Raw genomic sequence first — 14,207 nt, forward strand, 5'->3', positions numbered from 1 at the left:
CTCGGACGACGTGGTCGGCACAGTCCCGGATGTCCGCCTCGTCTGCGATCGAACAGAGCCGGAGGGCGGGTGGTCCGGCCTCGCCCCCGCCCCGGATTCGTCCCGCATCCCGGACGATGTTTGCCGTGGCGGTGAACCGGCCGCGGGGCCAGGTTCGTGGCGCCCGTTTCGCTTGCCTGCGAGGTTTCGATGCGGCCCGTCACCGTCCCGGACGTGACCTTCCACATCCGCGTCAGGAACGAGGCCCTCGGCGGCCCCAACCCGTTCGCGTGGAAGGAGCTCACCTCCGCCGAGGTGTTCGGCGGCCGCAACATCGTGCCGTTCGCGCTCCCCGGCGCCTTCACCCCGGCCTGCTCCGACGACCACCTGCCGGGCTACGAGCAGCACGCCGACGATTTTGCCGCTCTCGGCATCGACCAGGTGGTCTGCCTGTCGGTCAACGACGCCTTCGTGATGGTCCAGGGGGCCAAATCCAAGGGCATCGAGAAGGTGTTCATGCTGCCCGACGGCAATGCCGATTTCACGCGCCAGATGGGCATGCTGGTCAGGCGCGGCCGCCAGGGCATGGGGATGCGCAGCTGGCGCTACGCGATGCACGTCGAGGACGGCACGATCCGGAAGATGTTCGTCGAGCCCGGCTTTCGCGATGATCCGCCCGGCATCGGCCTCATGGTCTCGGAGGCCGGGATGATGCTCGACTCTCTGAAGAGCCGGTAGACGCCGCCGCCAGCACGATCCGGGCGGCGCTGCGGCTCGGGTCGTCGCCGTCGGGCAGCCGCATCGTGGCGTCGAGGCGGGCGAGCGCCGCCTCCTGCGCTGCCCGGGCCGGGCCCTCGGGCAGGAGAGGGCTCAGCGCCGCCGCGAGCCGCTCAGGCGTGCACTCGGCCTGGATCAGCTCGGGGATCGCGTTCTCGCCCAGGATCAGGTTCGGCAGCACGATCGTCGGCACCTGGATCAGGCGGCGCACGATCACCTCCTCGATCTTCGGCACCTGGTAGGCCACCACCATCGGCACGCCGGAAAGCGCCAGTTCGAGGGTCACCGTGCCGGAGGCGGCGAGCGCCGCGCGGGCCCGCCGGAAGGTCGCGAGCTTGGCGGCCTCACCGTCGATCAGGCGCGGGCGCACGGGCCAGGAGGCGGAGAGGCGCTCGATCAGGGCGCGGTGGCGCGTCACCGCCGGCAGCTCGACCGTGAAGGCGTGGCCCTGCGCCTGAACGCGCGCCAGCGTCGCGCCGAAGATCGGCATCAGCCGCTCGATCTCGGAGCGGCGCGAGCCCGGCAGCACCGCGAGCACCGGGGAGGGGCCTTGGCGGGAAGCGACCTCGCCGGGGCCGGGCCGCAGGTCGCCCAAGCGCTCGATCAGCGGGTGGCCGACATAGGTGCAGGCCGGGCCGCCGAGGCGGCGATGGGCGTCGGGCTCGAACGGCAGCAGGGCGAGCACGTGGTCGATGTAGCCGCGCATGGTCTTCGCCCGCCACGGACGCCAGGCCCAGACGCTCGGGCTGACGTAATCGACCACGGGGAGGTCCGGCACCTGCCGGCGCACCCGGCTCGCCACCGCGTGGGTGAAGCCCGGGCTGTCGATGATGACGAGCACGTCGGGACGGGCCGCCACGCAGGCCCGCACGGTCTGGCGGATGCGGCGCATCAGGAGGCGGATGCGCGCCGCGACCGCGAGATAGCCGATCACCGCCACGTCCTCGAGCGGAAACAGCGACGCCATCCCCTCGGCCGCCATCGCATCGCCGCCGACGCCGGCGAGGACGAGCGGCCGGTCGGAGAGGGCGCGCAGGGAGCGGATCAGCTTGGCGCCGAGCTGGTCGCCGGATTCCTCGCCGGCCACCAGCCACACGGTGAGCGGACGTTCGGTGTCGGGATGCGCGCTCAACGGGCGGGCTCCGGATCGGGCGGCAAAGGATCAGGGGGCAGACCGAGGAGGAAGAGGCCGAGCCGGTCGGCGAGCGCCACCGTCTCCGCCCGGTCGAGCACCAGGGTGTCGCCGGCCCCGACCGCGATGCCGAGGCAGCCCGCCTCCGCCGCGCGCTGGACCGTGCGGGGGCCGATCGCCGGAAGGTCGACGCGCAGGTCCTGGCCGTCCTTCGCGCGCTTGACGAGCACCATCCCGGCGGGCGGGCGCCCGAGGCCGAAGGGGCGGCGGGCGAGCGTCCGGGCGCGGGCCAGCATCCGGTCGGTGCCCTCCGGCCCCTCGACCGCGAGCACGCGACGGCTCGCCACCACGGCGGCCTGGCCGACATCGTGCGGCGACAGGCTGGCGAGCAGCGCCCGCCCGGCCGCGACCGAGGCCTCCGCCGCCTCGTCCGGCTCGCGGGCCCCGAGACGGCCCTGAGGCGCCATCAGGTTCGGCGCGAGGTCGCGCACGCCGAGCACCTGCAACCCGTGCTCCTCCAAGAGCGCCAGCACGCCGCGCAGCAGGTGGTCGTCGCCGCCCGACGCCAGCGAGCGCAGGGTCTCCCGGTTGCGGTAGGCGGCTAGGGTGTTGAGGAGGGCGGCCGGGCTCGGCCGCGCCACGGCGCCGGCCAGCGTCACCCCGGCGGGCGCCCAGGCGGCCAAGGTGTCGAGGGCGCCACGCACGTCGAGGAGGTCGACCGTGGCGTCGGCCCGCCGTCGCGTCGCCGGATCGGCGAAGCCCCGGATCGCCAGCACGCGACAGGAGCGCCCGGCCCGATCGAGGGAGGCGGCGATGAGGAGCGGCAGCCGGCCGGCCCCGGCCACGATCGCGACCGGGCCCGTCGCGGTCGAAGGCCGCGCCGCCGCGGCGGCCATCAGGCGGGACTCGTCACGCGGGCCCCGGTGCCTCGCGCGGCGTGCAGACCGAGCGCTTGCCGCCCTCGCGGATGAAGGCGAGGATCTCCTGCACGATCGGGTGCTGGTCGAACTCCGTCGCCACGTCCTCGACCCGTTCCATCAGCGTGCCTTCGAGGGCGAAGAGCAGGCGATAGGCCTTGCGGAGCGCATGGATCTCCTCGCGGGAGAAGCCGCGGCGCTGCAGCCCGATGATGTTGAGCCCCGACAGGTGGGCGCGGTTGCCCACCGCCATGCCGTAGGGGATCAGGTCGTTCTCCAGCCCCGACAGGCCGCCGACGAAGGCATGCGCGCCGACCCGGGCGAACTGGATCACCGCCGCGCCGCCGCCGAGGATCGCGTAGTCGCCGACCTGGCAGTGACCGGCCAGCATCACGTTGTTGGAGAACACGACGTGGTTGCCGACTCGGCAATCGTGGCCGACATGGCTGTTGGCGAGGAAGGCGCACCCATCGCCCACCACCGTGGCGAGGCCGCCGCCGGCGGTGCCGGGATTCATCGTCACGCCCTCGCGGATCTGGCAATCGGCGCCGATCGTCAGGGTCGAGTCCTCGCCGCGAAACTTCAGGTCCTGCGGCGGATGGCCGATCGACGCGAAGGGGTAGATCCGGGTGCGCGGCCCGACCGTGGTGCGGCCCGCCACCGCGACGTGACTGACCAGCCGCACCCCGTCCCCGAGCACGGCCTGCGGCCCGACATGGCAGAACGGGCCGATCTCGACGCCGGCGCCGATCACCGCGCCGTCCTCGACCACCGCGCTCGGATGGATCCGGGTTTCGGCCACGTCGCTCATTCCGTCACCAGCATCGCGCCGATCTCGGCCTCGGCCACCAGCACGCCGTTCACCTTGGCCTCGCCCTTGAACCACCACATGAAGCGGCGGTTGCTGGTCTTGCGCATGTGGTACTCGACCACGTCGCCCGGCACGACCGGCTTGCGGAACTTCGCCTTGTCGATGGTCATGAAGAAGACCTTGCTCGGCTTGGCGTCGCCCTTGAGCTTGTGGGCGCAGCAGATCGCGCCGGCGGTCTGGGCCATGCCCTCGATCAGCAGAACGCCGGGAAAGACCGGGGCGGCCGGGAAGTGGCCGGTGAAGTGCGGCTCGTTGATCGTGACGTTCTTGATGCCGATGCAGCTCTCGTCCCGGTCGATCTGCACGATCTTGTCGATCATCAGGAACGGGTAGCGGTGGGGCAGCAGCTCCATCACCCGCAGGATGTCGGCCGTACCCAGCTCGGCAGGCATCTCGGTCATGGTGTCAGGCTCCCTCATGGCTGCCCCGGACGTGATCCGGTCGTCGGTGCGCCGTCTTTGGCGAGAAGCGGCGCGGATGCAAGCGATTTGCGGCGGGAGCGCGGCGGACCGCCCTCGCTCCGCGGCCTCAGCCCTCGCCGCCCTCGTCGCGGGCACGCGCCGCGAGGTTCTTGAGCGTCGTCATCTCGCGGAACCACTCGCGCACGGGCTTGGCCGGCGTGCCACCCCAGCGGGCGCCCGCCGGCACGTCCTTGTTGATGTTACTCGATCCGGCGATCTGGGCGCCCATGCCGATGCGCAGGTGGCCCACCACCCCGACTTGGCCGCCGAGCACGACGTAATCCTCGAGCGTCGTCGAGCCCGAGATGCCGACCTGGGCGACGATCACGCAGTGGCGGCCGATGACGACGTTGTGGGCGATCTGCACCAGGTTGTCGATCTTGGTGCCCTCGCCCACAACCGTGTCGCGGCTGGCGCCCCGGTCGATGGTGGTGTTGGCGCCGATCTCGACGTCGTCCTGGATGATGACGCGGCCGACCTGCGGCACCTTGAGGTGGCCGCCCAGCCCCATGGCGAAGCCGAACCCGTCCTGGCCGATGCGGGCGCCGCCATGGACGATCACCCGGTTCCCTAAGAAGGCGTGCAGCACCGAGGCGTTGGGCCCGATGGCGCAGCCCCGGCCGATCCGCACCCGCGGGCCGATCACGCAGCCCGCCGCCAGCACCGTCTCGGCGCCGATCTCGGCCTCGGGCCCGATCACCACGCCGGGATCGACCACCACCCCGGGTTCGAGCCGGGCGGTCGGGTGGACGAAGGAGCCCGGCGACACGCCGGTGGCGCCGAAGAGCGAGGTCGGGCGGGCGGCGCTCGGAAACAGCCGGGCCAGGACCGTCGCGAAGCCCCGGTAGGCTTGCGGCGTCACGAGGGCGACCGTGCCCTCCGGCACCCGGGCGGCGAAGCGCGGGGTGACGAGGCAGGCGCGCGCCCGGGTGGCGCCGAGCGCGTCGGCGTACTTGGCATTGTCCATGTAGGCGAGGTCGTCGGGACCGGCGCTCTCGAGGGGGGCGGCAGCGCGGATCGTCGCCTCGCCGTCGATGCCCGCCGGCAGCGCCGCGCCGGAGAGTGCCGCGACCTCGCGCAAGGAGACGGGACCCGCGAGGGGAAAGAAGACCGGTTCCGACATCGCCTGCATCCGCCTGAGCCCCGGCGGGCCGGCTCGAGCCGGACCGCCATCCTCCCGTCGAGGGGAGGGCGCCCGGACTAACCGGTCGGGGCGGAGGGCACAAACGAAAACGGCCGCGGAGCTGCACGCGCCGCGGCCGTCGGTCGAAACGGGGGCGCCGGCTGCGCCCCCGGGTGGATTAGAAGCGCGAGCCGCCCGAGAAGCGGAAGGCCTGCGTCTGGTCCTTGCCGACCCTGCCGTAATAGGTGCCGTCGGCGCCGAAGACCTTCTGGCCCTCGTCCTTGCTGAGAGCGTAGGCGTAGTCGAAGCGGATCGGGCCGAGCGGCGAGTTCCACAGGATCGAGGCGCCGACCGACGAGCGGATCGTCTGCTTGTCGCGGACGTTCACGCATTCCGGCTCGACCGTGATCGCGTTCGCTCCGATGGCGGAGAAGTTGCAGCCGCCGACCGGGCTGAAGCCGTTGATGAAGCCGTCGCCGTTGACGTCGAAGGCGCGCCGGCCCTTGTAGCCGAACAGCGTACCGGCATCGGCGAAGACCGCGCCCTTCAGGCCGAGGTCGCGAGGCAGACCCCAGATCGGGAACTGCACCTCGACCGAGGCGCCGACATAGGTCGTGCCGCCGATCGCGTTCGAGCGGGCGTCGCCCGAGCCGACGTCGCGCGGGCCGATGCCGTTCGGCGCGAAGCCGCGCACCAGCGACGGGCCGAGGAAGAACTGGTCGGTGACGCGAAGCGAGTTACCCTCGGTCGGCAGGATGTGGCCGCCCTGGAACTTCACGAAGCCGACGACGTCCTCCCACAGCTCCTTGTAGTACCGGCCTTCGCCGGTGACGCGGAAGAACTTCGAGTCGCCGCCGAGACCGGCATATTCGGGCTTCACCTCGCCGTAGAAGCCGTTGCGCGGCAGCTGCAGGTTGTCGAGGGTCGAATAGGCCAGGGTGACGCCGGCGAGCGAGGTCAGCGTCGAGCCAACCGCTTCCTTGAGGGCGATCGAGGCCTCGCCGTCATAGGCACAGTTCGGATAGAGCGCCTGACCGGTCGCGTTCACTGCCGTGTAGCCGGCGATCGGGAACGAGCAGTCGTTGTACGGCCGCTTCAACGTGTTCGGGATCTTCAGGTCGGTGTTGTAGATCGAGTAGCGCAGCGTGATGCCGAACTCCTCGGTGATCGGCAGGCCGAGACGGAGCTGGCCGCCGACCACGTCGGTCACGTAGCGCGAGTAGCGGGTCTGGTCGCTGTACTTGTTGAAGACGTCGAAGCCGGCCGCCAGGCGGTAGCCGAGGAAGTACGGCTCGGTGAACGAGAAGTCGACGCCGCGGGTGTACTGACCGGCGGTGCCGGCGAGGCGGACATACTGGCCACGGCCGAGGAAGTTCGACTCCGAGACCGAGACCTCGCCGATGATCCCGTCCGCCGTCGAGTAGCCGCCGGCGACCGAGAACGAGCCGGTCGGTTGATCCTCGACGTCAATGTTGACGACGACGCGGTCGGGGGCGGAGCCGGGCTCGTTGGAGAACCGCACCTTCTTGAAGAAGCCGAGGCCGTTCAGGCGGCGCTCGGCCCGGTCGACCAGCACGCGGTTGTAGGCGTCGCCCTCGGTGAGGTCGAGTTCGCGCCGCACGACGTAGTCGCGGGTGCGGGTGTTGCCGCGCACGTTGATGCGCTCGATGTAGACCTTCGGGCCGTCCTCGACGATGTAGCCGAGGGCGACGGTGCCGGTGGCGCGGTCACGCTCGCCGGTCGGGCGGACCTGCGCGAAGGGGTGGCCGGCGCGGGCGACCGAGGTGGTGACGCCGGTGAGCGTCTTCTCGACGTCCTCGGCGTTGTAGACGTCGCCGACGCCGGTACGCAGCTCGTCGCGCAGCACCGTGCCGTCGACGCCCGGGATGCGGGAATCGACCGAGACCGCGCCGACGCGGTACTGCTGGCCTTCCTCGACCGTGATGGTGATGATCCAGCCGCCGGCGGCGTCGTCGAAGCGCGAATCGGCCGAGGCGACCCGGAAGTCGGCGTAGCCGTTCTTCAGGTAGTAGCGCCGGATCAGGTCGAGGTCGTTGGCGAGCCGGTCGGGATCGTAGACGTCCGAGGTCTTGACGAAGCTGAGGAGGTTCATCTCCGACAGCGTCATCAGGTCCTTCAGCCGGCCGTCCGAGTAGACCTGGTTGCCGACGAAGCGGATCTCCTTGACGCCGGTCTTGTCACCCTCGTCGATGGTGTAGACGACGTCGACGCGGCCGTTCGGCAGGTCGACCGTGCGCACCGAGATCTTGGCCGACCCGCGGCCGGCCCGGCGGTACACCTCGCGGATACGCTCGAGGTCGGAGTTGATCGTCGCCTGGCTGTAGGGCCCGCGCGCCTTCGACTCGACGACGCTCTCGAGCGTGCCCTTCTCGACCTTCTTGTTGCCCTCGAAGAAGACGCGGTTGATCGTGTTGTTCTCGCGCACCGACACGACGATGCGCCCGCCATTGTGCGCCACGCGCACGTCGGAGAACATCCCGCTGGCGATCAGGTTGCGGCGGCCCTCCTCGGGCGACACGCCGACCACGTAGGAACGGACCGTCTCTGCGTCGATCCGGCTGTTGCCCTGAACGACGATCTGCTGCGCGAAGGCGCTGCCGCTGGCGGCGATGGTGGCGGCCATGACAATGGCGCCTCTCGCCGACGCACGCCGGCGCTTACCCGTCATCGACATCATCAAATGGCCCGTCTCATTTTTTACCGGCGCGGATTCACACCCGCGGACGATCACCCTCTCGCGAGTGCGAAGGCCCCTGGTCCTAGCCTCGCTTCTATCGGGAATCCCCGGCGAAGCAAACGCCACGCTCCCGGCCGAAGGGGATTTTGCCCACACGTTGCCTTCCGGTCACGGGCGCCATCCAAGCCTTTCGCCGGTCAGAGTCAGCGCGCGATGAACGACTCAGCTGGGCCAACGGCCCGGAATGGCACGCATTTTAAGAAAATTGACGGCATCCACGAAAAGAGCCGCCCGCGCGGTGCGGGCGGCTCTCGCCGGCCTGTGGAAGAGGGCTTCCGGAGGGGTAGGGGATGTCATCGATCTCCGATTGATCGCTTCAGGCGATCCTGTCGGATCGCGTTCGCGATGCGGAGATCGTGTCAGGTGCCGCGGTTGAACGCGGCGCCGATGTGCAGGATGTCGTTCCAGGTCGCGAACAGCATCAGCATCAGCACCAGGGCGAGGCCGATGCGGAAGCCGATCTCCTGCGCCCGCTCGCTCAAGGGGCGGCCGCGCACGATCTCGACGGCGTAGAACATCAGGTGGCCGCCATCGAGCATCGGCACCGGGAACAGGTTGATGAGCCCGATCGACACCGACAGGACCGCGATCAGCCCGACGAGCGCCCCGATGCCGCCGACCTTGGCGGCCTGCCCCGAGACCCGGGCGATGCCCATCGGCCCCGAGAGCTGGTCGGCGGATTCGCGCCCCGTGACCAGCTTGCCGATGTAGCTGAAGGTGCGGTCGACGACGAAGTAGGTCTCGTAGACGCCGATCTTCAGCGAATCGAGCGCGCCGTAGTGCACCAGCTTCACGTCGGCGGCGTCGCGCGGGCCCTGGATGCCGAGCCGCCCGATGCGCTGGGTGCCGAACGGGGTCTTGTCCTCGTAGACGTCCGGCGTCGCGGTGAGCGGGGTGGTGACCCCGCCGCGCTCGACCGTGAAGTCGAGCCGGTCGCCGGCGGCGCCCGAGACGGTGCGCTGCATGTCGGCGAAGTTGGCGATGGGGCTGCCGTTGATCGTCAGCACCACGTCGCCGGCCTGGAAGCCGGCCCGGTCGGCCGCGCTGCCGGCCTGCACCGCCGAGACCCGGGGCGCCACCTCGTAGCGGCCGGTGGCGTAGACGGCGCCGGCGAAGACCGCGATCGCGAGGAGGAAGTTCGCGATCGGCCCCGCCGCCACGATGGCGACCCGCTTCCAGACGTTCTGGGCGTGGAAGCTGATCGCGTGGTCGGCCGGGTTCATGCGCGCCATCGCGTCCGCATCCGGCACGCTGGCCCCGTTCATGTCGCCGACGAACTTGACGTAGCCGCCGAGCGGGATCGCCGACAGCTTCCATCGCGTGCCGCGGCGGTCGTTGAAGCCGACGATCTCGGGCCCGAAGCCGATCGAGAAGCTCGTCACCCCGACGCCGCACCACCGCCCGACCAGGAAATGGCCCATCTCGTGGATGAACACCACGACGGTGAGGACGAACAGGAACGGCACGATGTAGCCGAGCAGGTTCGTCGTCGCGCCGCCGACGACGTTGAGCAGATCCATGGTCACCTCGATGCGGCGCGGCGGGCCCTCCCTGGCCCGGCGCGGCCGCCTTGCCGATCCCCCCTTCATACAGAGTCCCGGGGACGGCGAACAGAGCGCGAAACGACCGAGGGTTAACTTAACGGAAGGCTAAGCTCCCGGTCAGGCGGCCAGGGCCTCCCGGCTCCAGCCGCGCACCTCGTCGTCGATGGCGAGCGCCTCCTCGACGTCGGCGGGAGCGGCGGGGAAACGCGCCGCGAAGTGCTCGCAGGCCCGCTCGACCAGGGCGGCGATGTCGTAGAAGCCGATCTTTCCGGCGATGAAGGCCGCGACCGCGATCTCGTTCGCCGCGTTCATCACCGTCGGCTGGGCGCCGCCGGCGGCGAGCGCGGCCTTGGCGATGCGCAGGCAGGGGAAGCGCTCCTCGTCCGGGCGCTCGAAGGTGAGGCTGCCGGTCGCCGCGAGGTCGAGAGGCTTGCCGCGGGCGATCGACAGGCGCTCGCCGAGGCCGAGGCAATGGGCGATCGGCACCCGCATGTCGGGGACGTAGAGCCCCGCCGTCACCGCGCCGTCGCGCCAGGTGACGAGGGCGTGGACGATCGATTGCGGATGCACCACGGCATCGAGGCGCTCGGCCTCGATGCCGAACAGGTGGTGGGCCTCGATCAGCTCCAGCCCCTTGTTCATCAGGGTGGCCGAATCGATGTTGATCTTCATGCCCATCGACCAGGTCGGGTGCGCGGCGGCGTCCGCCGCGCTCGCCGCCGCGATCCGCTCGCGGCTCGCGGTCCGGAACGGGCCGCCCGAGGCGGTGATGGTCATGCGGGTGATGTCGTCGACCCGGCCGGTGCCGATCGACTGTTCGAGCGCGTTGTGCTCGGAATCCATCGGCAGGATGCGGGCGCCGTACTTCTTCGCGTCGCGCATGAAGGCGTCGCCGGCGCAGACCAGACTCTCCTTGTTGGCGAGCGCCACGGTGCGGCCCTGGCGGATCGCCGCGCAGGTGGGGCTCAGGCCCGCCGCCCCGCTCACCGCCGCCACCACGAGATCGGCCTCCCGGGTCGCCGCCTCGATCACCGCCGAGGGGCCGGCGCCGCAGGCGATGCCGGAGCCGCCAAGCGCGTCGCGCAGGGCCGGACCGGCATCCGCGTCGGCGATCGCCGCGAAGTCGGCGTTCAGCTCGCGGGCGACGCGCGCGAGGGCTTGCGCGTCGCGGCCGCCCGCCACGGCGCCGACCCGGAAGCGGTCGCGGTGCTGGTCGAGCAGGTCGGCGGTGGAGCGTCCGATCGAGCCGGTCGCACCCAGGACGGAGACTGTGAGGGTCATGACGATCCCGTGAGAGTGAGGCCGACGAGCAGGAGGCCGGCGAGGAGGGCCGCGGCGAAGAAGCCGTCGAGGCGGTCCATCACGCCGCCATGGCCCGGGATCAGGCGGCCGGAATCCTTGGCGCCGTAGGCGCGCTTGAGGGCCGATTCGGCGAGGTCGCCGCCCTGGCTCATCACCGAGCCAAGGGCCGACAGACCGGCCGCGAGGGGGATCGACAGGGCCTCGGTGGCGCCGAGATGGCGCGCGCCGGCCGCCACCGTGCCGCCGACGACCGTCGCGGCGAGAAGGCCGCCGCAGAAGCCCGACCAGGTCTTCTTCGGGCTCACCGCCGGCCACAGCTTCGGCCCGCCGAGGGTGCGGCCGGTGAAGTAGGCGGCGATGTCGGTGGTCCAGACCACCCCGAACAGCCAGAGCGGGCCGGCGAGCCCGATGCGCGGATCGTCGCGCAGGAGCACCGGCACCAGGGCGACGACGAGGGCGCAGGCGAGGCTCGCCGGCGCCCAGATCCGCCCCGAGGCCGGCCGGGCGAGGGCCACCAGCAATGCGAGACCGGCGATCACGCCGCCGATGAGCCAGGGCAGCGGCACGGCGAGCCGCGCTCCCGCCACGACGCCGAGGAGGACGAGGCCCGCGATCGCCAGCAGCGGCCGGTGCGGGCCCGTGCGGGTGATGGCCATCCACTCGCCCACCACCGCGAGGCCGGCGAGGAACCAGATGACCGCGAAGATCCAGCCGCCGTTCAGCGTCGCGCCGAGGACGAGCAGGCCGAGCACGATCCCGGAGACCGTGCGGGCGCCGAGTTCCGTCGCGGGCCAGGCCGGGCGGCCTGTCCCGGGTAGCTTCGTGCCGTCGCCCGCCATCACCCCGCCCGGGCGCTGAGGCCGCCGAAGCGGCGGTCGCGGTTCTGGAACTCGCCGATCGCCGCGAGGAAGGTGGCGTGGTCGAAGTCGGGCCAGAAATCCGGCACGAACACGAACTCGGAATAGGCGGTCTGCCAGGTCAGGAAGTTCGACACCCGCTGCTCGCCGGAGGTGCGGATGACGAGGTCGGGATCGGGGATGCCGTCGGTGTCGAGGGCGCCCGTGAGCGCCGCGGCGTCGATCGCGTCGGGCGCCAGGCGCCCCTCGGCGACCGCCACGGCGAGCGTGCGGACCGCGCGCAGGATCTCCTGGCGCCCGCCGTAATTGAACGCCACCACGAGGGTCAGCTTCGTGTTGCGGGCGGTGCGCTCCTCGGCCTCGCGCAGGAGGCCGGCGATGTCGCCCGGCAGGCCGTCGCGCTCGCCGATGATCCGCACCCGGACGCCGTTGGCGTGCAGGTCGGCGAGGTCGCGGCGCACGAACAGCTTGAGCAGGCCCATCAGGTCCGCCACCTCGGCGGCGGGCCGGCGCCAGTTCTCGGAGGAGAAGCTGTAGATGGTGAGGTAGGGGATGCGCAGGTCGATCGCCGAGCGCACGGCGCGGCGCACCGCCTCGACGCCGCGGCGATGGCCCTCGACCCGCGGCAATCCGCGGCGGGCGGCCCAGCGGCCGTTGCCATCCATGATGATGGCGACGTGTTGCGGCATCGTCCCGCCGGAGGAGGGCCCGCCCGTCGGGTCGGGGCAGGCCGCCGGGCGGCCGTAATCCTGGGACTGGTCCCGGCCTGCCTCCAGCAGGGTCACCGTCTCGCTGTCGCCTGCCATGCTGGCCCCGACCCCGGCGGAGCCGTCTTCCGGCTCCGCGCTCCCCACGCGCTCGTTTCCGTCATGCCGGTCCGTGTCAGACCTGCATGATCTCCTTCTCCTTGGCCGCCAGGGTCTGGTCGACCTCGGCGATGTGCTGATCGGTCGCCTTCTGCACCTGGTCGGCCTGGCGCTTCTCGTCGTCCTGGCTGATGGCGCCGTCCTTCTCGAGCTTCTTCAGGTGGTCGAGACCGTCGCGGCGGACGTGGCGGACCGCGACGCGGGCCTCCTCGGCGTATTTGTGCGCGACCTTGACCATCTCCTTGCGGCGCTGCTCGTTCATCTCGGGGATGCGCAGGCGGATGGTCTGGCCTTCCGTCATTGGGTTGAGGCCGAGGTCGGATTCGCGGATCGCCTTCTCGACCGCCGCGACCATGCCGCGGTCCCACACCGAGACGCTGAGCAGGCGCGGCTCCGGCACGCTGATGGTGGCGACCTGCGCCATCGACATCGCGGCGCCGTAGGCATCGACCTGGATCGGGTCGAGGAGCGAGGGGGTGGCCCGGCCGGTGCGCAGCGAACCGAGGTCGTGCTTCAGGGAATTCAGCGCGCCCTGCATGCGCCGCTTGATGTCGTTGAGATCGAAAGGGGGAGGAGTGGCCATTCCTGCGCGTCCCGAGGCGTTTTTGAGGAGAATGGGAATTAGGGCGCGCCCGTGCCGGGCCCGCCCTGATCCGGCTTCAATGAACCAAAACCCGACCTGCCGCAAATCGTCAGGCGCGGCAGGGGCCCGGGTGCGGCGCCGCCTTAGAGCGCTCCACGATTGCGCTGCAACCACAAGGCTCTCTAAGTCTCTGTTTCGTCGAATTTTCTCCGACGAACCGGTATCCACTTCGTCGGAAAATGCTCTAAGGCGCCACCAGCGTCGAGGGCGCGGCGCCGGTGAGGATCGCCGTCACCGAGCTCGGGGCGTGGACCGAGCCGACGATCAGCGGCAGGCCGCCGTCGCGGGCGAGCGCGAAGGCGGCGGTGTCCATCACCTTGAGGTCGCGGGCGATCGCCTCGTCGTGGCTCAGGCGCTCGTAGCGCACCGCGTCGGGATTGGTCTTCGGATCGGCGGAATAGACGCCGTCGACCTGCGTGGCCTTCAGCACCGCGTCGCATTTCAGCTCGGCGGCGCGCAGCACCGCGGCGGTGTCGGTGGTGAAGTACGGGTTGCCGGTGCCGCCGGCCAGCACCACGACCTGGCCCTTGTCGAGGTGGTGCAGGGCCGGCTGGCGGGCATAGGTCTCGCAGATCGTCGGCATCGACACCGCGGACATGGTGCGGGCGGTCACGCCGGCGGCGTTGAGCGCGGTCTCGAGCGCCAGCGAGTTCATCACCGTCGCCATCATGCCGAGCGAATCACCCGTGGCGCGGTCGATCCAGCCGGCGGCCGAGACGCGGGCGCCGCGGATCACGTTGCCGCCCCCGACCACGAGGGCGATCTGGAAGCCTGCGCCCACCGCCCGGGCGAGGTCGTCGGCGAGCGCTGCCAGGGTCGGCGGGTGCAGCCAGTAGCCGTCGGGCGCCGCCAGCGCCTCGCCGGAAAGCTTCACCAGCACGCGGCGGAAGGGGGCCGGGCCTGGCTCCGGCAGGGCGTGTTCGGGCATGGGCGCTCCTCTGGCCGCCCGCGAGGCGACGGCTGTCGGCGTCGAGTGT

The 14,207-nt window shown here is 71.2% G+C and carries 13 protein-coding genes; 1 reads left to right on the forward strand and 12 read right to left on the reverse strand.

Translation table 11 applies throughout. The annotated features are described in order from the left end of the window. The first annotated feature begins 189 nt into the window (after positions 1-189). A complete protein-coding gene (locus DK412_RS02385) occupies positions 190-717 on the forward strand; it encodes a redoxin family protein (RefSeq protein WP_109970638.1) in 528 nt (175 codons plus the stop codon). Here the strand turns inward: DK412_RS02385 and lpxB are convergent. The 12 genes from lpxB to pyrH form a co-directional block, all read right to left on the reverse strand. After that, positions 668-1,888: a lipid-A-disaccharide synthase gene (gene lpxB, locus DK412_RS02390; protein WP_245447392.1), complete on the reverse strand. Its 1,221-nt coding sequence runs from the start codon at positions 1,886-1,888 to the stop codon at positions 668-670. The genes DK412_RS02385 and lpxB overlap by 50 nt on opposite strands. Further along, complete coding sequence (gene lpxI, locus DK412_RS02395) at positions 1,885-2,784, reverse strand: UDP-2,3-diacylglucosamine diphosphatase LpxI (protein WP_109970639.1); 900 nt, start codon at positions 2,782-2,784, stop codon at positions 1,885-1,887. The genes lpxB and lpxI overlap by 4 nt, the downstream gene beginning before the upstream one ends. A 13-nt stretch (positions 2,785-2,797) precedes the next feature. Next, the gene (gene lpxA / locus DK412_RS02400) at positions 2,798-3,616 is read right to left on the reverse strand and encodes an acyl-ACP--UDP-N-acetylglucosamine O-acyltransferase (RefSeq protein ID WP_109970640.1); all 819 of its coding nucleotides are present in this window, start codon (positions 3,614-3,616) and stop codon (positions 2,798-2,800) included. Further along, complete coding sequence (fabZ, locus tag DK412_RS02405; protein WP_048434935.1) at positions 3,613-4,077, reverse strand: 3-hydroxyacyl-ACP dehydratase FabZ; 465 nt, start codon at positions 4,075-4,077, stop codon at positions 3,613-3,615. The genes lpxA and fabZ overlap by 4 nt, the downstream gene beginning before the upstream one ends. Before the next feature lie 127 nt (positions 4,078-4,204). Beyond that, positions 4,205-5,260: a UDP-3-O-(3-hydroxymyristoyl)glucosamine N-acyltransferase gene (gene lpxD / locus DK412_RS02410; RefSeq protein ID WP_109975013.1), complete on the reverse strand. Its 1,056-nt coding sequence runs from the start codon at positions 5,258-5,260 to the stop codon at positions 4,205-4,207. Positions 5,261-5,438: 178 nt separating this feature from the next. Further along, positions 5,439-7,958 (reverse strand): outer membrane protein assembly factor BamA, encoded by a 2,520-nt coding sequence (bamA, locus tag DK412_RS02415; protein WP_109970641.1) that lies wholly within the window; start codon positions 7,956-7,958, stop codon positions 5,439-5,441. 419 nt (positions 7,959-8,377) lie between these two features. Beyond that, positions 8,378-9,538, reverse strand: a complete 1,161-nt coding sequence (gene rseP, locus DK412_RS02420; RefSeq protein WP_109970642.1) for an RIP metalloprotease RseP — start codon at positions 9,536-9,538, stop codon at positions 8,378-8,380. A gap of 141 nt (positions 9,539-9,679) precedes the next feature. Further along, the gene (gene dxr / locus DK412_RS02425) at positions 9,680-10,843 is read right to left on the reverse strand and encodes a 1-deoxy-D-xylulose-5-phosphate reductoisomerase (RefSeq protein WP_109970643.1); all 1,164 of its coding nucleotides are present in this window, start codon (positions 10,841-10,843) and stop codon (positions 9,680-9,682) included. After that, positions 10,840-11,703 carry a phosphatidate cytidylyltransferase gene (locus tag DK412_RS02430; protein ID WP_109970644.1) on the reverse strand — a complete coding sequence of 288 codons (864 nt, stop codon included), beginning with the start codon at positions 11,701-11,703 and terminating at the stop codon, positions 10,840-10,842. The genes dxr and DK412_RS02430 overlap by 4 nt, the downstream gene beginning before the upstream one ends. Beyond that, complete coding sequence (locus DK412_RS02435) at positions 11,703-12,410, reverse strand: isoprenyl transferase (RefSeq protein ID WP_245447689.1); 708 nt, start codon at positions 12,408-12,410, stop codon at positions 11,703-11,705. Before DK412_RS02435 ends, DK412_RS02430 begins: the two co-directional genes overlap by 1 nt. Positions 12,411-12,603: 193 nt before the next feature. Continuing rightward, positions 12,604-13,170, reverse strand: coding sequence for a ribosome recycling factor (gene frr / locus DK412_RS02440; protein ID WP_109970645.1), 567 nt, complete (start codon positions 13,168-13,170; stop codon positions 12,604-12,606). 244 nt (positions 13,171-13,414) lie between these two features. Then, on the reverse strand, positions 13,415-14,158 hold the full coding sequence (gene pyrH / locus DK412_RS02445; RefSeq protein ID WP_109970646.1) for a UMP kinase: 744 nt from the start codon (positions 14,156-14,158) through the stop codon (positions 13,415-13,417). Positions 14,159-14,207 lie beyond the last annotated feature (49 nt).

Source organism: Methylobacterium sp. 17Sr1-1, from assembly GCF_003173775.1.
Lineage (GTDB): Bacteria > Pseudomonadota > Alphaproteobacteria > Rhizobiales > Beijerinckiaceae > Methylobacterium.

Bases quoted from the DNA above. Each gene is read 5' to 3' on its own strand.
- DK412_RS02385 (WP_109970638.1), top strand. From the start codon at position 190: ATGCGGCCCGTCACCGTCCCGGACGTGACCTTCCACATCCGCGTCAGG.
- DK412_RS02430 (WP_109970644.1), bottom strand. From the start codon at position 11,703: ATGGCGGGCGACGGCACGAAGCTACCCGGGACAGGCCGCCCGGCCTGG.
- lpxD (WP_109975013.1), bottom strand. From the start codon at position 5,260: ATGTCGGAACCGGTCTTCTTTCCCCTCGCGGGTCCCGTCTCCTTGCGC.
- rseP (WP_109970642.1), bottom strand. From the start codon at position 9,538: ATGGATCTGCTCAACGTCGTCGGCGGCGCGACGACGAACCTGCTCGGC.
- pyrH (WP_109970646.1), bottom strand. From the start codon at position 14,158: ATGCCCGAACACGCCCTGCCGGAGCCAGGCCCGGCCCCCTTCCGCCGC.
- bamA (WP_109970641.1), bottom strand. From the start codon at position 7,958: ATGATGTCGATGACGGGTAAGCGCCGGCGTGCGTCGGCGAGAGGCGCC.
- dxr (WP_109970643.1), bottom strand. From the start codon at position 10,843: ATGACCCTCACAGTCTCCGTCCTGGGTGCGACCGGCTCGATCGGACGC.
- lpxI (WP_109970639.1), bottom strand. From the start codon at position 2,784: ATGGCCGCCGCGGCGGCGCGGCCTTCGACCGCGACGGGCCCGGTCGCG.
- fabZ (WP_048434935.1), bottom strand. From the start codon at position 4,077: ATGACCGAGATGCCTGCCGAGCTGGGTACGGCCGACATCCTGCGGGTG.
- DK412_RS02435 (WP_245447689.1), bottom strand. From the start codon at position 12,410: ATGCCGCAACACGTCGCCATCATCATGGATGGCAACGGCCGCTGGGCC.
- lpxA (WP_109970640.1), bottom strand. From the start codon at position 3,616: ATGAGCGACGTGGCCGAAACCCGGATCCATCCGAGCGCGGTGGTCGAG.
- frr (WP_109970645.1), bottom strand. From the start codon at position 13,170: ATGGCCACTCCTCCCCCTTTCGATCTCAACGACATCAAGCGGCGCATG.